Source organism: Rhodococcus sp. B7740, assembly GCF_000954115.1.
Classification (GTDB): domain Bacteria; phylum Actinomycetota; class Actinomycetes; order Mycobacteriales; family Mycobacteriaceae; genus Rhodococcoides.
Window position 1 is genome coordinate 3,105,762 of the sequence record NZ_CP010797.1, and the last position, 20,150, is coordinate 3,125,911.

The following is a 20,150-nucleotide window of genomic DNA, read 5'->3' on the forward strand; positions in this document are numbered from 1 at the left end:
GGCCACCCCAACCCCTTGGACGGCGCGTAGGCGCACACGGTTCCCGAAAGTCGTACATTCGTGCCAATCTGCCGCTGACCGGCGACAGTTCCCGCACGAGTCGGCCGGACGGAGCTGCCGGCAGCCGAATGCGCCACAGGCCTCAACTACACTCCCCATCCGGGAAGGGGAGAAAGAGGGTCGTTGCGTCGTGGAGGATCACTGGTACCGACGCATGTTCGCCTCCAGCCCCGTGGCGCAGGCTCTCTCTGATGCCGATGGGCTCTTCGTCGACGTCAATGCGGCCTACTGCGAACTCGTCGGCTTGTCCTCCTCGGAACTGATCGGTCGATCCGCGACGGTGCACACTCACCCGGACGACCTCCCGCTCCATGGCAGCGTCGAGGACCTGATGGCCGCCGGGACGGCCGCGGACGAACCCGTAAGGGTCGAGGTGAGGTTCGTTCTACCGAACGACGAGATTCGCTGGGTTCTGCTGACTCTGGTCCCTTTCACCGGTCCGTCCGATGCCGAGTGGACGCTCGGTGCCGCTCTCGATATCACCGCACGGAAAGAGGTCGAGGACGGCATCCTGCTCGCGTCGCGAACGGATCAACTGACCGGGGCACTCAACCGTCGCGGCTGGTCGGATTACGCGGTGTCCCTCGTCGACGACGATTCGGTCGACACAGTAGTCGCGGTTCTCGATCTGGACCATTTCAAGCAGTTCAACGACCACTTCGGCCACGCCGCCGGCGACGCGTTGCTCCGCGACTTCGCGTCGGCTGCCCGCAGCTGCATCGGCGTCGATGGACTCCTGGCTCGATGGGGCGGAGAGGAATTCGTGATCACTCTGCGCGATTGCGATCGTCGTGGTGCTCTTCGATCACTCGAGGCTCTTGCCGCCGCCACCACGTCATCGGGGGTGACGTTCTCGGCCGGGTACACGCTCCAGCGACCGAACGAAGGTCTTCGCAGCACACTCGACAGAGCTGACGCACTGATGTTTCAGGCGAAGCGCGCCGGCCGAAATCGAATGATCACCGACGCACCTTTATGACTCAGCGCAACTTGCCGATACGGCAAACTTACTTGCCATATCTATGAACGGGCTGTCACTCTGATCCTGGAACACCACTGGGAGAGGACGATCGATGACACACGCATTCGACAAGGAGTACTGGGAGCACCATTGGGATGACCGAACGTCCCACACCGTCGCGGCGAATCCGTATCTCGTGCAGGAGACGGCCGGATCGACGCCCGGTACCGCGCTCGACGCAGGCTGTGGTGCCGGAGCAGAAGCGATCTGGCTCGCCGAGCAGGGCTGGCGAGTCACCGGTGCCGACATCTCCGCCGCTGCCCTCGACACCGCCGCGAAGCAGGCGCGGTCAGCGGGGGTCGACGTCACCTGGATCGAAGCCGACCTCACGACCTGGGACCCGACCGACCGATGGGATCTGGTGACGACCCACTACGCGCATCCGTCGATTCCGCAGTTGGACTTCTATCGACACATTGCGCAATGGGTGGCACCGGGCGGTTCGTTGCTCATCGTCGGCCATCTGCACGACGGCGGGCATCATCACTCACACGACGGCGAGCCACCGCACGAGGCCACTGTCACCGCGACAGACATCACCGCCCTGTTCGACGCCTCCTCGTGGCGCATCGACACCGCACTCGAACGTTCCAGAACGGTCGGTGGCACGGGTGTGCACTCGAAGACGTTGCGCGATGCGGTGGTTCGGGTCACGCGTCGAAACTGATCCCAGCGGTCGCAGCGGTGCCTGTCGGCCGGGCCCAGGCACAAGGGTAGGCGATCGGGTGTACGGTCCGGTGATGCACGGCGAACCGGGAAGTGATCCGTACGGCTGTTTCCTCGAAGACTGCGAGCCGTACCCGTGGTGACCTCGCAGCAGGACGACGCCGAAAGCCGTGTCGCTGACGCCTTTCTGGCGATCACGGGCGCGAGCCTGTCGTCGATGACGGAGATCCTGCGGGACCTGGGAGACGAGCCGGCCAACACGAAGCCGGACCTGCCGGGTGCCAACAGTCCGTACGCCATCGTGTTCCACTGCGTGGCCGTGATCGAGTACTGGGCAGGTTCGGTGATCGCCGGTCTGAAGATCCCGCGGGACCGCGCCGCCGAGTTCACTGCCACAGGCCGAATCGACGATCTGATCACGCGGGTCGACGAGGTTCGTGCGCGTCTGCCCGAGTGGGTGAATGTCGCAGTACGCGAGGGGATTCGCGATCGAACCGTCATGGGTACCACCCGTCCGGAGCTCGCAACCGCAACACCGGAATGGGTGTTGACGCACCTGGTGCGCGAGTTGGCCCAGCATCTCGGCCAGCTCGAGCTCACCCGCGACGTCCTCCGTCGGGCGTGACCTGGGTCAACGATCGATGGTGACGGTCGGCCACGGCGGCCGCCTCAGGACCGCAGCACATCCCAATGTCGCAGCAACGAGGCCGGTGAGCACCCCGATCAGTTGGATGCGGCCGGTATCGACGGCGGGGGTCCACACCGCCGTGCCGTCCGTGATGGTGAACACCCCCACCGCGGTCTCTGCTCCCCGAGCCGATCGACGCGATACCGGCAGAATGGTCGTGCGGTCGTCCACTCTGACGGTCTCGCCGTACTGCACCGCAGACCGGCTGAATACGTCGGGCAATCGTGAGGTCATGAGTGCACTCCCGGAGTCGACCGATGTCGTCGCGGTCAGACTACTCGCGCGCAGATGCCTCCGGGCTCGTCCGAATGCCGTCCACCATTGCCCATCGTCGTCAGCGGTCGATGTTCACAGCGGCTGCGAGTCCGTCGACCAGAGTCGGCAGGAAGTACGGAATCGACAGTGCCGTCGGGCCCACTGCAGCTCCGGCCTCCTGACCGACGAATCCGGCGACCGCACCGGCGGCGACTGCCGGAATCTGACGTGAGACAGGCGAATCGAGGAATTGCTGCAGGGCGTCGTCGGTGTCGACCTGAGTGAACACCACATCGGCGTCGATCGTGGAGATGTTCTCGGCCGAGACCGTGGTCGAGTAGGTGGCATCGTCGGTCGCGAGGCCGGTCACCGATGCAGGCGAGACGAAGCCGAGGTTCTCGAGCAGCTCCACTCTGGGGTCCGACGGCAGTAGCAGGTAGTACACGTCGGCAGCCTCGGACACGTATGCGATTGTGCGGCCGTCGAATTCGGGATGGCGAGCACCTGCGTCCTGCACCTGAGAATCCAGATCGGCGACGAGATCACGCGCCCTGTCCGGCACCCCGAGAACATCACCGGTTGTGGTGATGACATCGCGCCACGGCGTCGACCACAGTTCCTTCGGCGGGGCGATGACGGGGACCCCGGCTGCGGTCACCGCGTCGTACCCGGCCCGCGTCAACCCGGAATGCGGTGCCAACAGCACGTCCGGGTCGGTGGCGAGAAGCTTCTCGACGGACAGTGCGTCGGTGACGTTGTCGAGCAGAACCGGGGCCGGACCGCCGGACGACTCGATCGCGTCGGACACCCACGGGTAGATCAGATCGTCACCGCCGCCGTACTCCGCCGAGGGCATCGCCACCGGGACGACACCGAGCGCGAGCACCGCGTCGGTGGTGCCGAATCCCCACGTCGCGACCCGTTCGGGCACTGCGTCGAGGGTGGTCTCGCCGTACATGTGCTGCACGGTCAGCGGAAACGAGCCGGTGGACGCGGCGGCGGCCGGGCTGTTGGTCGTTTCCGTCGAGCTGCACCCGGCGAGCGCGAAGGACGCGGCCGCGACAGCGGTGAGGAGTGCAGCGAAGCGGGTGGTCACACGAAGAGTCATCACAGTCCTTCAGGTCGGTACGCATGATGAGGTTAGCCTTAGCTACCAAGAGGTCTTTCATCGGGTCGAACCGTTCACAGGAACCTCGCAGCGGAGGTCCAGGGTCCTCACCGCAACGTCCCAGAGTATTGGCACTACCGAAACATTCAGTGCCGCAACGAAGGAGACGTACGACAATGACCCGAATCCCCGAGCCGACCGATACACCCGACGGACCCGCCTACGAGGGACGGCTTCTCGACCGCCCCACCGAGGAGGTCGTCGACCAGGGTGCAGGCTTCGATATCACCACCCTCGTCACGCGCCGCCGTGTACTGAGTCTCGTCGGCGCAGGAGCGGGCGCGTTCGCTCTGGCCGCATGCTCGAGCACCTCCAGCGCCGGAAGTTCCGCCGCCACCACGGCAACCGCGTCGACGACCACCTCGACGGCGACGAGCGAGATCCCCCAGGAGACCAACGGCCCCTACCCGGCGGACGGCACCAACGGCGTCAACGTCCTCGAGGAATCGGGCATCGTCCGCAGCGACATCACCTCCAGCCTGGACGGCGGAACCACGGTGAGCGGAGTGCCCCTCACGTTCACCTTCACGCTCACCGACCTGGCGAACGACAGTCGACCGTACGAGGGTGCGGCCGTGTACGTGTGGCAGTGCGATGCGGACGGCCAGTACTCGATGTATTCCGAGGGGGTCGAGGACGAGACGTATCTCCGCGGCATCCAAGCGGCCGGCTCCGACGGCACCGTCACCTTCGAGACCGTCGTTCCCGGCTGCTACTCCGGCCGCTGGACCCACATGCACTTCGAGGTCTACCCCGACGCCGCGTCGGCGACCAACGTGGACAACGCCATTGCCACCTCACAGGTCGCGTTCCCGCAGGACATGCTCGAGGCGATCTATCAGGACAAGACCGACGTCTACCCCGAGTCGGCGAAGAACCTGACCCAGATGGGCAGCCTCGACAACGACAATGTCTTCGGCGACGGCTACGAGCTGGAGATGGGCACGTTCACCGGCGGTCCCACCTCCGGCTACGTCGGATCACTCGCGGTGGCGATCGACGCCACCACCGAACCGACGATGAGCGCTGCCCCCGCGGGCGGAGGCGGCGGCGGTGGCGGCCAGGCCCCCATGGGCGGCGGCACTCCCCCGGCGGGCGGACCGCCCAATGCCGGCTCTGCCCCCACCAACTGATCACCCCCACCTCACACCACCCACCAGCTAAGGAATCACCATGTTGCACAACCTCACCGGATGGCACGCCCTCATCGTTCTCGCCATCCTGCTGCTCGTGTTCGGCTCGACCAAGCTCCCCTCCCTCGCCAAGGGCGTCGGTCAGTCGATGCGAATCCTGAAAGACGAAGTGCGCGAGGACAAGAAGACCGCGACGCGTGACGAGACCACCGCCACCACGGAACCGACATTCGCCGACGCGTCCGTTCCGGTTCCGTACCGCCACGCATCATGAGCACAGCCACCGCCGCGCGAGGAACGATGCCCCTTGCCGGGCATGTGCGCGAGGCTCGTCGCCGCGCAGTGCGCGCGGCGGTGTCGCTGATCGTCGGCGTAGCGATCGGGTTCGCCCTCACCGACCAGATTCTCGACATCCTCCGTGCGCCCGTCGAGGAGCTCGCCCTCTCCCGTGATGCCAGCCTGAACTTCGACACCGTCACCGGCGCTTTCGATCTCGAACTGAGAATCGCACTGTTCGCCGGCGTGATCGTGTCGTCTCCGGTGTGGCTGCGTGAGCTGTTCGCTTATCTCGCACCAGGTTTGACGCGTCGGGAGAAGAAGTACGTCTACGGTTTCTCGGCCGCAGCGGCTCCACTGTTCGTGGCCGGCTGCGTGTTCGGGTTCACCATCTTCCCTCGCATGGTCAGCGTGCTCGCCGGGTTCTCCTCGGACCAGGACAGCACCATCCTCAACGCCTCGTACTACGTGGACTTCGTGATGAAGATCGTGCTGGCGACCGGAATCGCGTTCGTATTGCCGGCATTGCTGGTGATGTTGAACTGCCTCGGCATTCTTTCTGCGCATCGACTACGTAGCAGTTGGCGGCTCAGCGTCGTCGGAATCGCCCTGTTCAGTGCGCTCGTCACTCCCGCCGCCGACGTCCTGTCCATGTTCCTGGTCGCGTTGCCGATGGCCACCCTGTTCGGTGCGGCCGTCGTGATCACCGAGATACACGACCGCCGAGCGGCTCGACGCATCCTGACTTCACCGAAACCGGAGCTCACATCATGTTCGGCTTGACCTTCGAGAAACTGTTCCTGGTAGCGATCATCGCCGGCTTCGTCCTCGGCCCCTCGCGACTACCCGGATACGCCCATCAACTGGCACGGACCGTCCGCTCCGTGCGCAGTTTCGTCGAGTCCACCCGCACCGCAGCAGAAGACGAAATGGGCGTTCCGCTGCGCCGCTCGGAATGGGAGTCGATGGATCTGCGCCAGTACGATCCACGCCGCATCGTCGCCGACGCATTGCGTGACACCGACTCCGCTCCGAAATCCGAGTGGCCGGACGAAGTGATCGACGAAGCAGCCCGCGTACGACCCGGCCAGAAATATCTCATCACCGGAGCGGCATCGCATCCACGACGCATCCTCATCGAGTCGTTACCCGAGAACGACCCCCGTCGTATCGCGGCGCAGGTACTGCCGGATGTCGCAGCCACAGGTTAGGGCGGCGAAAGAAGGACAACGTGTAACACACTCGGGCATGATGTAGCCCATGACTACCAGCGTCGTAGCTGCCTCGGAGTCGGGTGTCACGGCAGTTCAGGTGTGGACTTTGATCGTCGTCGTCATCGCTGCCCTCGGTGCGGCATGGGCGGCGCTCAGTGTGCGTCGGGTCGGCGCGAACGAGGACGTCATCTCCCGCGAGGTGGCGGCACTGCACACTGCCGTCGACCGTCAGGTACGCCAGTCGGGTGAGAGCGACTCGTGGAGCCGCGATCAGGTGACGGCGCGGTACCAAGAGTTGCTGTTCGCCCTGTCGAATGTCGATCGGGTTGTGGCGGAGGAGATTTCGGCAGCGGTGGTCTCGACTCCTGTCGGCGATCTCACGGCTGCGACGCAGTCCTTGAACAAGGCCTACGACCGGTTGAACCTTGCGCTCTCCGCCGCATTGGTGGTCGCGCGCAGGCGGGTTCATCCGTTGGCGTTGGAGTTGTCGACGGGCATCGACCGTCGGGTGTTCGCCCCGCTGGCTCCCGAAACGGGAATCCCCGCTCCGGCACACGAACGTCTGCAGAGCGAGCACGCGTACATCATCCGGATGCACTCGCTGCTGTTGACGGCCATGCGCGCCGATCTGGGTCTGCTCGATCCCAGCGCCGAGGCGACACTGATCTTCACGACGAAGGAAGTGGAATCCGGTGTGCTGGCGGATCGATCGACCGCGGCCGGACGTAGTGGGGTACAGCTGATCAACCTTCTCGAGGACTTCGGCGTCATCCCGTTGCTCGGAGCCGAGGACGACTTCGTGATGTCCGACGCGCTGGTCGTCCAATGCGAGGAGCTCTACAGCTCGGTGAGCCCGAACTTCGAGGCGGTGCTACGCCACATCGGCGACGAGATCCATCTCGCGATCAGACCCGATCTCACCGACCATCGCCTCGAGGAGATCTACGAGATCGCGGCGCGACTGGTCGAAGCCGGATTGCGCGGAAACATCCACCGCAGAGACGGATTGGACGGCAGCAGCCTGTTCCTCATCGATCCGACGCACCAGCCGGGTAAGGACCGGGTGTAGCGCGACCGCTACGAGACCCATGTGCGTCGACGGAACGCACAGGGCACCCGCCCGGAAACGTGCCCAGTTGGGCAATGTCGAATCCGTCCGAATAGGAACGCATTCGCTGCGAGTCGGCATTGCGTCGCTGCGTGAGGCGAGCAGGAAACAGTCGCAGAGCACGTCCTCGCGCACGCATCGCGGCTGTGACGAGCCGCTCCAGCGCCAGAGGAGGGTGGCTGTAGCCCAACGCATTTCGCAGCGGTGCATCCATGAGAGCGAGACTCACCACGCGAACGATTCCCTTCGGGACGGGTGAGACGAACGAGGCGAGTAGAGCCAGAGTGGCGTCGGCGACGCGTCGAGCGCCGGGATCGAAGGCGAAGCACTCCGCTTCGTAGTCGTCCATCAAGTGCGCGAAGCCCTCGAACGAGTCGGGCATGTCCGATATCCCCATGCGCTTGCCCAGCGTTCGAAAATACCTGACCGATGCTCGTACTTCGATGTCGGTCATGGGCCGTTTACCCCACACGGATATCCAGCGCTGCGGAACGACGACGAAAGTCGCGAGCACGTACAGCATCTCGTGATTGGGTATGTCGTAGCTTCGGTGCATCTGATTGATCCGGCGGATCGCGGCACGGCCCTGCTCGTCGTCGAAGCCCCGCAGGAACGGCACCTCGAGCAGCAGCACCGTGTCGTCGTAGCGCTTCTGAGTGGCCCCGGTGAATGCACCGGTGTCGTCGAGGAGCTTGCCGATGCCCGGTACCGCGAACGTCCGGAACAGCGCAAAGGACAGCGCCTGAGTGATGTCCCATGGAAACTCGTGCACAGCCAGATTTCGATAGATCTGCACGAAGTCAGTGTCCGGGTCGAGCGAGTCGTTGACACGCCTCCAGTGATCCCTGGGAACCCCGCCGAACCGCTGTCCGCGCACTGTGATCGTCGTCATATCCTCAAACTAGAATGCTCACTCTAATTTGGCAAGCCCTACGAGCCGACTAGCATGGGGCCGTGCGTACGCCCGTGCAGTCCCGCAGCGAAGGATCCACTGCGCGAATGGTGTCAGCGACCATCGAGTTGCTGCACGAGGGTGGCCTACAGGCGGTGACGATCGCTGCCGTCGCCCAGCGTTACGGCGGGTCCAACGGGTCCATCTACCATCGTTTCGGAGATCGAACAGGCCTGCTGAGTGCAGCCCAGGAAGACGTGCTGACTCGCATCGAACATGCTGCCGCAGCGGCATTTTCAGCCGCAGAACAAGAATCCGACGACGACCGAGCTGTGCAGATGCTCGCAGAGGCCGCGCTCGCGGTGTTCGCGGAGCACCGGGGAGCCATGCGCGCGTTCTTCATCCAGTCCCGCAACGCGACCGACGGAGAGTTGTTCGCCGCGCGGATCGTTCGCACCAACCATCAGTTGGCCGACACCGTGACCGGCTGGCTGTCGGCGAGGTTCGGAACGAGCGACGCCGATGCCGAGGCCACCTGGCGAATCCTGTTCGCCATCGGTGCGTCCCAGGCCGTGTTCGACGATCAGGACCTGTCCGCTCGTTCCACCAGCGAGAGTGAACTGTCCGACGCACTTGCCCGCGCAGTGTCGGCGGTCGCGCGACGCGCCTAGCGTCCGGTCCCGCTCACACGGTGACGGGCGAGCACCAACACGGTTCCGATGAGTACTCCTACTACTGCTCCGCCCACCAGATAGGCCCGGGTGTTCGGAGTGATCGGTGCATCGGACGCTTCGCTCTGGCTGTACATCCTCAACACCACCGAGGGCGGCTCCCCGTTCCCGGGGTCGTTGAGCTCCGCAACTACTGCACTCACTTCCGTGGCCATGGTGTTCGCGATATCGCGCGCGAGCTCCGGCGAGGTGTCGGTGGCGACGATATCGAACACGACGGTATCCGGCGAGGACGACGTCGACACCTTGCCAATCAACTCCGCCGGAGTGAGATCGAGCGCGAGATCGGCGATGACTCTCGAGGCCACAGCCTCGTTGGTCACCAATTCTGCGTACGACGACACGGCCTGCCCCACGAACAAGTTCCCCACGTACGTATCGCTCACAGTCGTGGACCCCGAGGTGGAGACGAACATCTGAGTGCGAGATTCGTACACCGGCGTGATCAGCGAGGTGATTCCGAATGCCGTCGCCATCGACAGCACGATGGACACGGCGACGACGCGCCAGCCCGCGATCACCGTCTTCACGAAACTACGCACCGACACCCCGACCCCCATCTCCCAGTCTCGAGGCTCTGGAATCGACCGGCTTGGTTGCGCTCCACATCTCGCGTTATTCGCCCGATCCGGACGGGCCGAAGTCGGACCCATCCATACTGTGATCGGTCACGAATATGCGGCGTGACCGCCATGATTCGCCGTCTCGTAGCCACCCTCACAGGTCGGCGCGAGCACACCCGAGTGTGCGACTGCGCTGCCTGCTGCTGGACCCGCGACTGAGCCGAGTTGTCGCGCTGTGCCACCGCGGTGACCGTCGCAACCGAATCGTCCCGGTTGCAGATGGACCCGGTTGCACTCGCCACGATGACCCTTGCGGGGGCTGTCATAGGCACGAGTGGAGGGTCCAAGCGAAGCTCTGGGCGATCGTGACGCACACGATCACCCAGTGCTCATTTCCTCAGACCGGGGTTCTCGACGCCGTTTCTGGGCACATCGCCGGGTGTCTCGGCGCGACGTGCCCGAGAGTACGGCGCGGCGGCGGGGGCTGCGGTACGTGCGGCTGCGCTCGGTGCAGCCGATGCGGTCTGGGTCGATCCAGGACGCACCGAGGCAGGTTGCGGCGCAGCAGGTGCCGATGCCGGGGTCGGAGGAGCCGGCGCCGCAACCGGAGCCTGAGGCGCGGGAACCGGCGGTGCCGTCTGCCTGGGCAGGCTGGCGTCGGCGGAGTAGTTGTACGAGTAGCTGTACATGTCGCCCTTCTTCGAAGGCGTCAATGCCAGCACCACGCCCAGGACGTGCGCCCCAATGGTTTCGAGATTGCCGATGGCCCTGGACAATTCGTTGCTCTTGGTGTGCCCGTAGCGGGTGACCAGAAGAGCGCCGTCGCTGTGGGTGGTGAGAACGGCCGAGTCGGTGACCGGCAGCAGCGGAGCGCCGTCGACGATCACGTAGTCGAACTTGGAGCGCAGCTCGACCATCAGTGCGCGAGATGCTTCCGAGCCCAACAGCTCGGACGGGTTGGGCGGCAGCGGGCCGGACGCCAAGGCCTGCAGACCCTCGTACCTTGTCGGCTGCAGCACCTCGTCCACCTTGGCCTGTCCGGCGAGAACAGTGCTGAGGCCGACGGATCCGATGAGACCCAGGTACTTCGAGATGCGGGGGCGACGCAGATCGCCCTCGACGAGAACCACGTGGTGTCCGGCCTCGGCGAGCGCGACGGCCAGGTTCACCGCCGTGGTCGTCTTGCCCTCGCTCGGAATCGCACTGGTGACGACGATGACGCGAGGAGGATGATCGACTTCGAGGAACTGCAGGTTGGTGCGGAGCTCACGGAAAGCCTCGGCACTGGACGACTGGGCAAGATCCTGGAAGTCGACGGCCGGATGCGTCTTGCGCTCCTTGTCGAACGGGATGGTGCCCACCAACGCCTTGCCGGAGATCGACTCGATCTCTCGACGGTCCTTGATGGTGTTGTCCAGACGATCACGCAGAACGGCAAGTGCGATACCGAGCAACAGGCCCACGGCGGCACCGAGGGCGAGGTTGCGCTTGGTGTTCGGGCTGACCGGTGATGCGGACGCGTCGGCCTGTTGGAAGGTCTTGACGCCCGCCGACGGGGTTCCGCCGTCTTCCGGGGTCTCCAGGTCGCGTACCTGTGACGTCAGCTCCGAGGCCATTGCGTTGGCGATGTCGCGAGCAGTCGCAGGGGACGGGTCGGTGACGGTGATGTCGAACAGAACGGTGTCGGGAGTCGACGACGCTTTGACCTTCGCGGCCAACTGCGACGGCGTCAGTCCGAGGGGAAGGACGTCGAGCACTCGGGCCGCGAGTGCCTCGCTGGTCACCAACTCCGAGTAGGACGCCACTCGCTGCTGCGAGAACAGGTTGCCCTGGTACGTCTCACTCACCGACGTTCCACCGGAGGTGGAGACGAACATCCGTGCGCTCGACTCGTAGAGCGGCGTCGTCAACAGGGACGCGCCCAACGCACCCAGGATGGCGACGATCACGGTGACGGCGATGATGATCCACCTCGCCTTCAGGATTCTCAGATAATCCTGTATCTCCATGCTTTCGCGCTCCTCGTTCGTTCGTACAACTCGCAACGTGTCACTGCGTGGCTCAATCGTTACATAGGTAATTCATTTCCGTGCACCGGATGAGAAGCCGCGTCTCTCCTCACAATTCATTCGTTTGATTCACGAGCACAATCAAGTAAATGTCCCGTTGTGAGGATTCATCGGGTCTACGGAACCCGATTTCGGACTCCCGACGTGCCGACCGTCCCCCGCTGGCAGCACTGCCAGACCCCTCTGCGGTGCGACGATAAGCAGTAATCGGGCGCCCGCGAAACTCGAGGTGATCCTCGCCACTCTCGACCGACGCTTTCGGTCTTTCGCCGAGTCGCGCAGAAATAACCGGACCGTCGAACTGTTGCGTCGGGCAGAATCTACCGTCATGGCCGGTTTGCGCGGTGCGTCGCGAGATGTGTGGTGGAAGGTCAGTGGTGCGATAGCAGTCGTCGCTGCGCTCGCCTTCGTCGCTGTTGCCCTGTTCGTGAACTCCACGCGCGAGGCAGCTCCGGACACCGCTTCTGTCGCTGCCTTCACTCCGTCCACCTCGCAGCCGCCGGCCACCACCACCAGCGCTTCGCCGACCACCGAAGCTGCGGCACCGCAACTCGTTGCCGCGTTCGTCGGAGATTCGTACACACAGGGTGTCGGAGCGGAACCGTCGAGCGAACGGTGGACGTCCCTGCTGGCGACGGCGATGAACTGGGACGAACGCAACTTCGGCGTGGCAGGCACGGGCTATCTCGCCACGGCAGGCGCGGAGGTGTGCGGACTGGATACGTGCCCCAATTATCAGACGACGGCGGTCGACGCCGTGGCGACGAATCCGTCGATCGTTGTGGTCTCGGGTGGCCAGAACGACGTGGCCGCCTACGCCGAGGATCCGACAGCGGTACAGGCCGCCATTGCGACGACGTACATCGAGATTCGCAATGCCCTGCCGAACGCGCGCATCATCGCCGTCGGCCCGTCGACAACGGGCGAAGCCACCGATACGGTTCTCGGCCTGGATCGCGACGTCCGCGATACGGCAGAAGTGTTTGGTGCGCAATATGTTTCACTGCTCGATCCACCAGTGGTCGATCCCGCGACCGTGCTCCCGGACGGTGAGAACGTGGACAACCTGGGCCACAGCGCGATAAGCCGGCGAGTGCAGACGGCACTGGGGTGAGAACCGCTACTTCAGGGCCTGTTCGACGGCGTCGGCGATGGCAGCGTGTCCCCGGTCGTCGACGTGCACTCCGTCGGGATCGAGCATGTCCTCGTCGATGACGTCCGGGTCGGTCAGTGACACGAACTCTCCGCCGACTGCGTTCACCGCGTCGCGCACCACGCCCTCGTAGGCGGTGACGAACGGCGGAACCTCGCCCGCCGAAGAAGGTCCGACGGCGATGATGCGTGCGGTGGGGAGCCCGGTACGAAGTGTGCCCATGGTGTCGTAGATCGCGTTGACGGTCTCGGTCGGGTCGCGAACGAACTCGGTGAAGTCGTTGGTGCCGCCGGCCACCACGACGATCGGCGGCTTCAAGGTCACGGCATATCCGGCCATCTCCTGGAAGCTGCCGCATCGCTCGGCTCCACAGTCCGGTGCCGCGAGTGCGTATCCGGTGGAACCGATTCCGATGTTCTGCTCGGTCCACAGCTTGTCGGCCGCGACGATCGATGTCCATCGATGGCCGAGATCGCTTGCACCCGCGCCGGATACGTACGAGTCTCCGATGAAGACGGCGGTCGGTCCCCCGTTGGACGACGGAACGAACGGCGCGGCGGAGACGTCGGACGATCCGGGCTCGGTCCGCGTCGCGTCGTACCGCAGGCCGACGACCACGACGCCGGCCACGACGACGATCACCACCAGGATCAGCAGCGCCGCTCTACCGCGAGACATGCTGCACCGCCTGTCGATATTGCTCGTCGAGCATCTTTGCGACGGCGTCGGTACCGAACTCGGTGCGCGCCGCCACCCGGCCTCGCCTGCCCATCTCGGCGCGTAGGTTCGCATCGCCCAGAAGCGATCTCACAGCGTCGACGAGCGGCTGCAGCTCACCGCCTGGAACCGCGATTCCGCACCCGATGCGGGTGATGTCCGGTGCGAGACCGCAGCTGTCGGTGACCACGACCGGCAGCCCGACCGCCATGGCCTCGAGCACCGACATCGGATAGGGCTCGTCGACGGAGGGCAGCACATAGATCGTGGCCGCTCGCATGCGTTCGGCCGTCTTCTCGGGGGCGCACGGCCCCTCCCATCGAATCCGGGGGCCGGTCCGCTGCGCGATGGAGTGTGCCATTCCCGCGTCCGGGCCGACCATCGCACAGGTCACCGAATCGTTCTCGCGGACCAGGATGTCGGCCATATCCACGAAGAGGTCCGGCCGCTTCCGCGGATGGAGGCGCGCCAGAAACAACACTTCCGGATCGGTGTTCGGCATCTTCTCCGGCAACGCGGGAACGCCGTTGATCACATTCACCAGGTTCATCCCCGTGCCCGCCACCTCGACCAAATCGGCTCGTTCTCGCTCGGTGAGGTAGAAGACTGCGGCCGATCGGCGCAGGACGGATCGTGTGGCCACAGCATCGAGCGGACGGGCGAGCAGTTTGTCGCTCGCATCGATCATTCCGTGGGTTTGCACCACCGACGGGACGCCGCGCAGTCGACACAGACCGGCAGCGGGGAGTGTCACCAGATCACGGGCCAGGTGGACGTGGGCGACGTCGAACGTCCTCGCGTGCTCGGCCAACCACCGCAGCATGCCGGGAGCGGCGAGGCCTGCAAATCCACTGTGCGGAATCACCGTTCGCGGTCGGAACAACCGGATGTCGACGGCACCTGCGGTGGGCGGAGGTCCGTTGCCTGCCGCGGCGACGGTCACCTCGTGGCCCAGATCGGCGAGCGCGTCGGCCTGGTTGAGCGCAACCCGTGCGGGCCCACCGTAGGCACCGTCCTCGGATATCAGCGTCACCACATGCAGGATGCGCATCACGCCACTCACTCCCGACGGCGGGCGGCGGGTGCCAACACCGTCGCGCCCTCGGCTACATCGGCGGTCACCAGTGCCGTTGCTCCGATCGTCGCGTCGTCACCGATGTTGACCCCGCGCAGAACGGTCGCCCGCGCCGCAATCCACGCTCGGTCGCCCACCACGATGGGTGCGTTGTCGAACTCGAATGTCGCCGAGCGCCGGTCGTGGCTGCCGGTGCACAGCAGCACGGCCTGGGAAATACAGGTGTTCGTTCCAATCGTCACCGGTTCCAGGTTGAGAATCCAGGCGTCCTCACCGATCCACGAGTGATCGCCGACGGTGAGCTTCCACGGCCAGTGGATGCGGACGCGGTGCCTGATCGACACTCCGTCGCCGATCCGTGCACCGAACATCCGGAGTACCTGCAGCCGAATCGAATTGGGACACCACCACGGCGAGACCAGCAGGCTCGACGCGAGCATCCACAGCACCTGGATGTGGAACGGTCTGCCTTTGTCGTATCCCGCTCCGGTGAAGCCGGCGAGCGATCGGCCGATCACGTGCGTTTCCTGAGCGGCTGCGCCAGCGGCGCAGCCATGACGGTGCCCGGCGGAACATCCTTCACCACAACCGCATTGGCCCCGATCGTGACACCGTCTCCGAGCACGATCGGGCCGGTGACGACGGCTCCGGCCGCCACCATGACGTCGTCTCCGATGGTGGGTCGCCCCTTCGGTGAGTAGCCGACGGACGCGTGCTGGTTGACCCAGAAATTTCGGCCGATCGAGGTTGCCGAGACCATGATTCCGTTGCCGTGGTGCAGGAAGATCCCGGGGCCGATGGAATCCGACTCGAGGAGGATCGTCCGGTCCGGTCGGTAGATCTTCTTCAGAGCGATCCGCACAGCCAGGGGGCTCTGCCGCAGTCTGAAGTGGACGACGTTCCGAAATTCGTGCAGTGCACCCGCGAGGTAGGCGAACCGCGAGTATTCGTCCAAGGGGACCAGAGCATCGTTGCCGATGCATTCGATCCACCTCGCGACGTCTGCTCGCACGAGGTCTTCGTTTCCCGATGTGAGCACACCCCACCACAGCGGCCGCGCCCAGATTCGAGCCAAGCGAATCAAAAAGGATTTCTTCGCGGTGTACGGCGGCATGGGTGCAAATCTAAGGTCGCGCAGCCGTGGTGTCCACCCGTCATACTGCATCGTATGGCCGTGCGACGCAGATGGGTTCCGCTGGCATGTGCGCTGCTTCTCGCATCGTCGTGCTCGACAAGCGTTGAGCCCGAACGAAGTCCGGAAACGAGCCCGCCTCCCGTTTCGGAGTGGGATTCGGTGCACGTCGCCAGCAATGTCGCCAGCATCGGGATGCCCGGTTCCGACGCCCGACGCGATATCGACTCCGTCGCCGATGCCGGCTTCGAGGGAATCAGGTTGCTGGTCAGGTGGTCCGACATCGAAAGCGTCGAGGGAATCCTCGATTGGAGCTGGGTGGACAGGGAAATGGCGTGGGCCGCCGAGCGCAATCTCGCAGTGCTCGGAGTACTCACCTGGGCTCCCACGTGGGCGGTGCCGGCCGACTACGCACTCGTCACACATCCCGCGCCTGCCTCTGCCGAACGGTTCGCCCAATTCGTCTCTGCCGCAGCGTCTCGCTATCGCGACCAGGTCGGTGCCTGGGAGATCTGGAACGAGCCGAACGTCGCAGCCAGCTACGGTCCGAGCGCGAATCCCGTCCAATACTGCGATGTTCTGTCGGCGAGCTCCGCGGCAATTCGCGACGCCGCGCCCGGCGCACTGGTGATCACCGGACCCACCTCTCCCGCAGTCGATTCCAGCGCCGATCTGTCGCCCGCGACATTCGTCGAGGCCCTGTACCGGTGCGCAGGAGCCGAGACGTTCGATGCCGTGGCGATGCATCCCTACAGCAGCCCGCAGCTGTTGAGCGAACCCACCGAACCGTGGTCCTCGGCCCACGAGATCGCGAAGGTCCGCGCCGTCATGGAGAGCCACGGAGACGCCGGCAAGCGAATCTGGTTCACCGAGTTCGGTTCACCCACAACGAATTCGGGCGTCGACGAGCAACGGCAGGCCGACATTCTGGTCGACGGCATCACCACGCTGACACAGCTACCGTATGCGGGTCCGGTGTTCGTCTTCGACTTCCGTGACTCGATGACGGGCAGCGCTGTGCCCGACTACAACTACGGTCTGGTGCGATCGGACTACACCCCCAAACCTGCACTCGACGCGGTTCGAGCCTTCGTGGGATGAGCGCTCGCCAGCGTGTGTACCCATTCCTCGAACCTGTCCAGGGCGACGTCCCGAGACATGTGTTGTCGCAGATACCGATTACCGGACTCGACCAACTGCGCCGATCTGTCGGGGTCCGTGGCCAGTTCGATCACTCCCTCCAGTAACGCTGCCGGGTTCGCGGGGTCCACCCGCACGCCTGCACCGGCCGATCGCACCTCCTGGTCGGTGACACTGCCCGCTGCAGTGGCGGCGAGGACGGGGCTGCCGCTGCCGAAGTAGGCCGTGAGCTTGCTGGGGACAGCCATTTCGGACACCTCGGGCCGCTCGTTGACGAGCAGCACGTCCGCTGCGTCGAGGGCAGCTCTGAATTCTTTCTCCGGCAGGGATCGTACGAATCTCAGGCTGGAGATGCCGGTACCCAGTTCCTCGAGTATCTGCCGCTGATTGCCGTCGCCCATCAGGACGAACTGCACCGGGCCACCACGCCGGTCCGACTCTCGCGCGGCCTCGACCACGTTCTCCAGTCCCTGCTTGAGGCCCATGTTGCCGGCATGCAGTGCGATCACCGCATCTCGTGACCACCCCAGCAGGTCACGCGCGTGGTCGCGGCTCATCGATGCCTGATGCGGCATGTGCGTCCAGTTCGGGATGACGGTGAGCTTGCTCTCCGGTACCCGTAGTGCGGTGTGGGCATGCTCGGCGAAACGACGGTGGATCACCGCGACTCCGTCGGCCGCACGCAGAATGCCGGATTCGAGATTCGTTGTCGCACCGGCACTCGACCCGTGCATCGTGCCCGTCTCGATGACTCCGCGACTGTAGAGATCTTGCACCCACACCCCCAGCGCGGGCCGGAAGGGTTGCGCTTTGAGGCGAGCCATCACCAGGCCGGTGGACACCAGCGCAGGCGATACGCACACCACCACGTTCGAGGACGGGATCCGGCTGCGCGCCACCCTGGTACCGAAGGACAGTTCCAGGTGCGCGCGTTGGGAGACGGTCATGCTGCCCGGAACGTAGTGGCGGTGCCGGGTGACGTGCACACCGTCCACCATCTCCTCGATGGTCGGGCCTGCGTAACGCGGATCAGGAGCCCATTGCGGGTAGTGCGGGAAGCCGGTGACGACGTGGACGTCGTACCCACGCTGCGACAGGCCCTCCGCAACATCGGCGGTGTAGGGCGCGATCCCGGTGACTTCGGGTTTGTAGTTGAGTCCGATCAGAGTGATCCGCATCAGCGTCTCCGTTTCCGTACTTCGAATTCCGACCGCCTCTTGTCCCACAGCTCGTCGGTCGTACAGATCCGGCGAGCAGGATTGCCTGCCACCACATCTCGCGGTGCGATCGACTGCGTCACCACGGACCCGGCTCCGATGATCGCGTCATCGCCGACCACGACACCGGGCATGATGACCGTTCCCAACCCGACGAATGCTCGTGCGCCGATCGATACCGGGGCACGGCGGTACAACTCTTCGTCGGGGGGAAGTTCTCCGCGCGCTTCGGCCACTCTGTCGAGGGAGAAGTCGTGGGTGAGTATCTTGACGGCATCCGAGACGACGCAGCGGTCGCCGAAGGTGATCGACCCGGGGCCGGAGTTGTCGAGGAACACCGAGGACGAGATCCACAGCGGCCTGCCCTCGATCGCCACGCCCGAACGCTCGAGCAATCTCACCACCACGCTCATGTAGGCGTTCTGGTCGATCCTGTTGAGGCTGCGCAACAGTGGCAGGAACTTCGAGACGTCGATCATGGGATCCTCGCTGCGGTGCTGAGTTCGATGCGCGCAGGTGGGGTGGATGGGTCGGCACCGCGCTGCCGTACCAACCGCGGAACCCACGCCATGTCCGGGATGAACTGGCACAACACCACCGCCCCCGCAGTGACGAGCACGACCCCCGCGGCCCCGGTGGTCGGAGCCACCGCAATCGCCGCGGCGGTGGTGACCGCCGCCATGGCGGCGAGGCACCCCGCCTGCCACCGCGCCTCGGTCGGCTTGGTCAGCAGCATCCCCGACGGCAGATGGAGACATTGGGCGACGAGCAGAACCGCGAACGCTCCGGCGAGTACCGACGGGATGTCGATGGTGTTGCCCGAGAGCACATCCGCAAGCCACGGACTCAGGAGCACCAGCGGGACGGCCGCGACCAGCGCGACCAGACCGAAGCCCAGCGTCGACATCAACCAGAGGCTGACGGTCTGCTCGGCTGCCGATCGGCGTTTGACGAATATCGGCCAGAAGGCCAGCGCCGCGGTGGAGAACACCGACCAGCACAGACCGTACAACTGTGCCATCAACGCGTATCGGCTCAGCTCGAGCGGAGTGGACAGATGCGAGAGCACGATTCGCTGGACTTGGAGGCCGAAAGGTATTCCGACGCTGACGACGAACAGCCACAGCGACCCCTCGAGCAGCCCCTTGGTCGGTATCGGCAGCGCCGCTCTCCGGAACACCGACATCCCGAGACCCGAAACTCTCAGCGCCAGAATCGTTCCCATGAGGTTTCCGAGCAGGGCACCGATGAGTGGCGGCAGGACGTACCAGATCCCGCGGACGCCACCGGCATACATTCCGACGGTGACCAGCAGTGCGAACAGCGAATTGCTCACCATCACAACGACGATCAGTTGTGCGCGGTCCACTCCGATCAGGATGCGCAGTCCCAGTCCCGCCGGAATCGTCACACCGAACAGGGCCACGGCGATCGTGATGACGAGCCTGTCCTCGGGGCCGGTGGTGGTTCCGATGAGTGCGCCCCAGCCGTCGAACATCATCACCGCGACGGCCAGCCCGGCCACGACGATGCTCACACGAGCCAGAATTCGGTACGCGCGGCGGATCACCGCGAGCGCGTATGCGTCGTTGATGGGGTCCCGTGATCGTGCGGTCGCACTCGTCACCACGGCTCCGATGCCGAGATCGGCGAAAGGCAGCAGAAGCCCCACGGTGGCAACGAGCGCGACGACGCCGTACGCCGACGGTCCGGTGGCGCGGATGACGAGTCCCGCACTGACGAGCCCGGCGACGGCCACGACGGGCGTCCCGATGATGCGGAACAGGGTACTGAGAACGACGGCTCTGCGTTCGACGGTGTCGAGCCCCGTACCGGGGACGCCGTCGTCATCGTCGTCCATCTCGCTCGGTC

23 protein-coding genes are annotated in these 20,150 nt (G+C 64.9%); 11 read left to right on the forward strand and 12 right to left on the reverse strand.

What is annotated here, in order from left to right:
* Positions 1–190: 190 nt before the first annotated feature.
* The 3 genes from NY08_RS25215 to NY08_RS14375 all read left to right on the forward strand — a co-directional run bounded on the left by NY08_RS25215 (position 191) and on the right by NY08_RS14375 (position 2,372).
* Positions 191–1,039 carry a GGDEF domain-containing protein gene (locus tag NY08_RS25215; protein ID WP_268748799.1) on the forward strand — a complete coding sequence of 283 codons (849 nt, stop codon included), beginning with the start codon at positions 191–193 and terminating at the stop codon, positions 1,037–1,039.
* 94 nt (positions 1,040–1,133) lie between these two features.
* Positions 1,134–1,748, forward strand: a complete 615-nt coding sequence (locus NY08_RS14370) for a class I SAM-dependent methyltransferase (RefSeq protein WP_045197052.1) — start codon at positions 1,134–1,136, stop codon at positions 1,746–1,748.
* A 138-nt stretch (positions 1,749–1,886) separates the two neighbouring features.
* Positions 1,887–2,372 carry a DinB family protein gene (locus tag NY08_RS14375; RefSeq protein WP_235386903.1) on the forward strand — a complete coding sequence of 162 codons (486 nt, stop codon included), beginning with the start codon at positions 1,887–1,889 and terminating at the stop codon, positions 2,370–2,372.
* A gap of 6 nt (positions 2,373–2,378) precedes the next feature.
* On the opposite strand, the gene NY08_RS14380 is transcribed toward NY08_RS14375, so the two are convergent.
* The gene (locus tag NY08_RS14380) at positions 2,379–2,669 is read right to left on the reverse strand and encodes a hypothetical protein (protein WP_052683818.1); all 291 of its coding nucleotides are present in this window, start codon (positions 2,667–2,669) and stop codon (positions 2,379–2,381) included.
* Between the two features lie 100 nt (positions 2,670–2,769).
* Positions 2,770–3,798 carry an ABC transporter substrate-binding protein gene (locus NY08_RS14385; protein ID WP_045197056.1) on the reverse strand — a complete coding sequence of 343 codons (1,029 nt, stop codon included), beginning with the start codon at positions 3,796–3,798 and terminating at the stop codon, positions 2,770–2,772.
* Positions 3,799–3,974: 176 nt separating this feature from the next.
* On the opposite strand from NY08_RS14385, the gene NY08_RS14390 reads away from it, so the two are divergent.
* From NY08_RS14390 to NY08_RS14410, 5 genes are read left to right on the forward strand one after another with little or no spacing between them, the layout of a single operon-like run.
* Positions 3,975–4,991 carry a dioxygenase family protein gene (locus NY08_RS14390; protein ID WP_045197058.1) on the forward strand — a complete coding sequence of 339 codons (1,017 nt, stop codon included), beginning with the start codon at positions 3,975–3,977 and terminating at the stop codon, positions 4,989–4,991.
* A 40-nt stretch (positions 4,992–5,031) separates the two neighbouring features.
* Positions 5,032–5,265: a twin-arginine translocase TatA/TatE family subunit gene (locus tag NY08_RS14395; protein ID WP_045197060.1), complete on the forward strand. Its 234-nt coding sequence runs from the start codon at positions 5,032–5,034 to the stop codon at positions 5,263–5,265.
* On the forward strand, positions 5,262–6,050 hold the full coding sequence (gene tatC / locus NY08_RS14400) for a twin-arginine translocase subunit TatC (protein WP_052049758.1): 789 nt from the start codon (positions 5,262–5,264) through the stop codon (positions 6,048–6,050). The genes NY08_RS14395 and tatC overlap by 4 nt, the downstream gene beginning before the upstream one ends.
* Positions 6,038–6,478: a preprotein translocase gene (locus NY08_RS14405; RefSeq protein ID WP_032396187.1), complete on the forward strand. Its 441-nt coding sequence runs from the start codon at positions 6,038–6,040 to the stop codon at positions 6,476–6,478. Before tatC ends, NY08_RS14405 begins: the two co-directional genes overlap by 13 nt.
* 49 nt (positions 6,479–6,527) lie before the next feature.
* On the forward strand, positions 6,528–7,550 hold the full coding sequence (locus NY08_RS14410) for a hypothetical protein (RefSeq protein ID WP_045197062.1): 1,023 nt from the start codon (positions 6,528–6,530) through the stop codon (positions 7,548–7,550).
* Here NY08_RS14410 and NY08_RS14415 read toward each other — a convergent pair.
* Complete coding sequence (locus tag NY08_RS14415) at positions 7,510–8,481, reverse strand: oxygenase MpaB family protein (protein WP_082073807.1); 972 nt, start codon at positions 8,479–8,481, stop codon at positions 7,510–7,512. The genes NY08_RS14410 and NY08_RS14415 overlap by 41 nt on opposite strands.
* A gap of 62 nt (positions 8,482–8,543) precedes the next feature.
* Here NY08_RS14415 and NY08_RS25220 point away from each other — a divergent pair, with 62 nt between their 5' ends.
* On the forward strand, positions 8,544–9,152 hold the full coding sequence (locus NY08_RS25220; RefSeq protein WP_144407373.1) for a TetR/AcrR family transcriptional regulator: 609 nt from the start codon (positions 8,544–8,546) through the stop codon (positions 9,150–9,152).
* Here the strand turns inward: NY08_RS25220 and NY08_RS14425 are convergent.
* Both NY08_RS14425 and NY08_RS14430 read right to left on the reverse strand, forming a co-directional pair.
* Positions 9,149–9,754, reverse strand: coding sequence for a YveK family protein (locus tag NY08_RS14425; protein ID WP_158462558.1), 606 nt, complete (start codon positions 9,752–9,754; stop codon positions 9,149–9,151). The genes NY08_RS25220 and NY08_RS14425 overlap by 4 nt on opposite strands.
* Before the next feature lie 410 nt (positions 9,755–10,164).
* Positions 10,165–11,784 carry a polysaccharide biosynthesis tyrosine autokinase gene (locus tag NY08_RS14430; protein ID WP_045197064.1) on the reverse strand — a complete coding sequence of 540 codons (1,620 nt, stop codon included), beginning with the start codon at positions 11,782–11,784 and terminating at the stop codon, positions 10,165–10,167.
* Between the two features lie 388 nt (positions 11,785–12,172).
* On the opposite strand from NY08_RS14430, the gene NY08_RS14435 reads away from it, so the two are divergent.
* Positions 12,173–12,958 carry an SGNH/GDSL hydrolase family protein gene (locus NY08_RS14435; RefSeq protein WP_045197065.1) on the forward strand — a complete coding sequence of 262 codons (786 nt, stop codon included), beginning with the start codon at positions 12,173–12,175 and terminating at the stop codon, positions 12,956–12,958.
* A gap of 6 nt (positions 12,959–12,964) precedes the next feature.
* On the opposite strand, the gene NY08_RS14440 is transcribed toward NY08_RS14435, so the two are convergent.
* From NY08_RS14440 to NY08_RS26275, 4 genes are read right to left on the reverse strand one after another with little or no spacing between them, the layout of a single operon-like run.
* Positions 12,965–13,675, reverse strand: coding sequence for an SGNH/GDSL hydrolase family protein (locus NY08_RS14440; RefSeq protein ID WP_032396193.1), 711 nt, complete (start codon positions 13,673–13,675; stop codon positions 12,965–12,967).
* Positions 13,662–14,765, reverse strand: a complete 1,104-nt coding sequence (locus NY08_RS14445) for a glycosyltransferase (RefSeq protein WP_045197068.1) — start codon at positions 14,763–14,765, stop codon at positions 13,662–13,664. Before NY08_RS14445 ends, NY08_RS14440 begins: the two co-directional genes overlap by 14 nt.
* An 8-nt stretch (positions 14,766–14,773) precedes the next feature.
* Positions 14,774–15,304 carry a DapH/DapD/GlmU-related protein gene (locus NY08_RS26270; RefSeq protein ID WP_045200458.1) on the reverse strand — a complete coding sequence of 177 codons (531 nt, stop codon included), beginning with the start codon at positions 15,302–15,304 and terminating at the stop codon, positions 14,774–14,776.
* Positions 15,304–15,903, reverse strand: a complete 600-nt coding sequence (locus NY08_RS26275; protein WP_045197070.1) for a serine acetyltransferase — start codon at positions 15,901–15,903, stop codon at positions 15,304–15,306. Before NY08_RS26275 ends, NY08_RS26270 begins: the two co-directional genes overlap by 1 nt.
* A 180-nt stretch (positions 15,904–16,083) precedes the next feature.
* On the opposite strand from NY08_RS26275, the gene NY08_RS14460 reads away from it, so the two are divergent.
* Entirely contained in the window at positions 16,084–17,022 is a 939-nt protein-coding gene (locus tag NY08_RS14460) for a cellulase family glycosylhydrolase (protein WP_045197072.1), read from the forward strand.
* Here the strand turns inward: NY08_RS14460 and NY08_RS14465 are convergent.
* The 3 genes from NY08_RS14465 to NY08_RS14475 are packed head-to-tail and all read right to left on the reverse strand — an operon-like array spanning position 16,974 to position 20,139.
* Entirely contained in the window at positions 16,974–18,239 is a 1,266-nt protein-coding gene (locus NY08_RS14465; RefSeq protein WP_045197074.1) for a glycosyltransferase family 4 protein, read from the reverse strand. The two genes, NY08_RS14460 and NY08_RS14465, sit on opposite strands and share 49 nt — an antisense overlap.
* Positions 18,239–18,757: an acyltransferase gene (locus NY08_RS14470; RefSeq protein WP_045197076.1), complete on the reverse strand. Its 519-nt coding sequence runs from the start codon at positions 18,755–18,757 to the stop codon at positions 18,239–18,241. Before NY08_RS14470 ends, NY08_RS14465 begins: the two co-directional genes overlap by 1 nt.
* A complete protein-coding gene (locus tag NY08_RS14475) occupies positions 18,754–20,139 on the reverse strand; it encodes a lipopolysaccharide biosynthesis protein (RefSeq protein WP_235386905.1) in 1,386 nt (461 codons plus the stop codon). The genes NY08_RS14470 and NY08_RS14475 overlap by 4 nt, the downstream gene beginning before the upstream one ends.
* Between the last annotated feature and the right edge of the window lie 11 nt (positions 20,140–20,150).

Bases quoted from the DNA above. Each gene is read 5' to 3' on its own strand.
- NY08_RS14370 (WP_045197052.1), top strand. From the start codon at position 1,134: ATGACACACGCATTCGACAAGGAGTACTGGGAGCACCATTGGGATGAC.
- NY08_RS14380 (WP_052683818.1), bottom strand. From the start codon at position 2,669: ATGACCTCACGATTGCCCGACGTATTCAGCCGGTCTGCGGTGCAGTAC.
- NY08_RS14385 (WP_045197056.1), bottom strand. From the start codon at position 3,798: ATGACTCTTCGTGTGACCACCCGCTTCGCTGCACTCCTCACCGCTGTC.
- NY08_RS14390 (WP_045197058.1), top strand. From the start codon at position 3,975: ATGACCCGAATCCCCGAGCCGACCGATACACCCGACGGACCCGCCTAC.
- NY08_RS14395 (WP_045197060.1), top strand. From the start codon at position 5,032: ATGTTGCACAACCTCACCGGATGGCACGCCCTCATCGTTCTCGCCATC.
- tatC (WP_052049758.1), top strand. From the start codon at position 5,262: ATGAGCACAGCCACCGCCGCGCGAGGAACGATGCCCCTTGCCGGGCAT.
- NY08_RS14405 (WP_032396187.1), top strand. From the start codon at position 6,038: ATGTTCGGCTTGACCTTCGAGAAACTGTTCCTGGTAGCGATCATCGCC.
- NY08_RS14410 (WP_045197062.1), top strand. From the start codon at position 6,528: ATGACTACCAGCGTCGTAGCTGCCTCGGAGTCGGGTGTCACGGCAGTT.
- NY08_RS14415 (WP_082073807.1), bottom strand. From the start codon at position 8,481: ATGACGACGATCACAGTGCGCGGACAGCGGTTCGGCGGGGTTCCCAGG.
- NY08_RS14430 (WP_045197064.1), bottom strand. From the start codon at position 11,784: ATGGAGATACAGGATTATCTGAGAATCCTGAAGGCGAGGTGGATCATC.
- NY08_RS14435 (WP_045197065.1), top strand. From the start codon at position 12,173: ATGGCCGGTTTGCGCGGTGCGTCGCGAGATGTGTGGTGGAAGGTCAGT.
- NY08_RS14440 (WP_032396193.1), bottom strand. From the start codon at position 13,675: ATGTCTCGCGGTAGAGCGGCGCTGCTGATCCTGGTGGTGATCGTCGTC.
- NY08_RS14445 (WP_045197068.1), bottom strand. From the start codon at position 14,765: ATGCGCATCCTGCATGTGGTGACGCTGATATCCGAGGACGGTGCCTAC.
- NY08_RS26275 (WP_045197070.1), bottom strand. From the start codon at position 15,903: ATGCCGCCGTACACCGCGAAGAAATCCTTTTTGATTCGCTTGGCTCGA.
- NY08_RS14465 (WP_045197074.1), bottom strand. From the start codon at position 18,239: ATGCGGATCACTCTGATCGGACTCAACTACAAACCCGAAGTCACCGGG.
- NY08_RS14470 (WP_045197076.1), bottom strand. From the start codon at position 18,757: ATGATCGACGTCTCGAAGTTCCTGCCACTGTTGCGCAGCCTCAACAGG.
- NY08_RS14475 (WP_235386905.1), bottom strand. From the start codon at position 20,139: ATGGACGACGATGACGACGGCGTCCCCGGTACGGGGCTCGACACCGTC.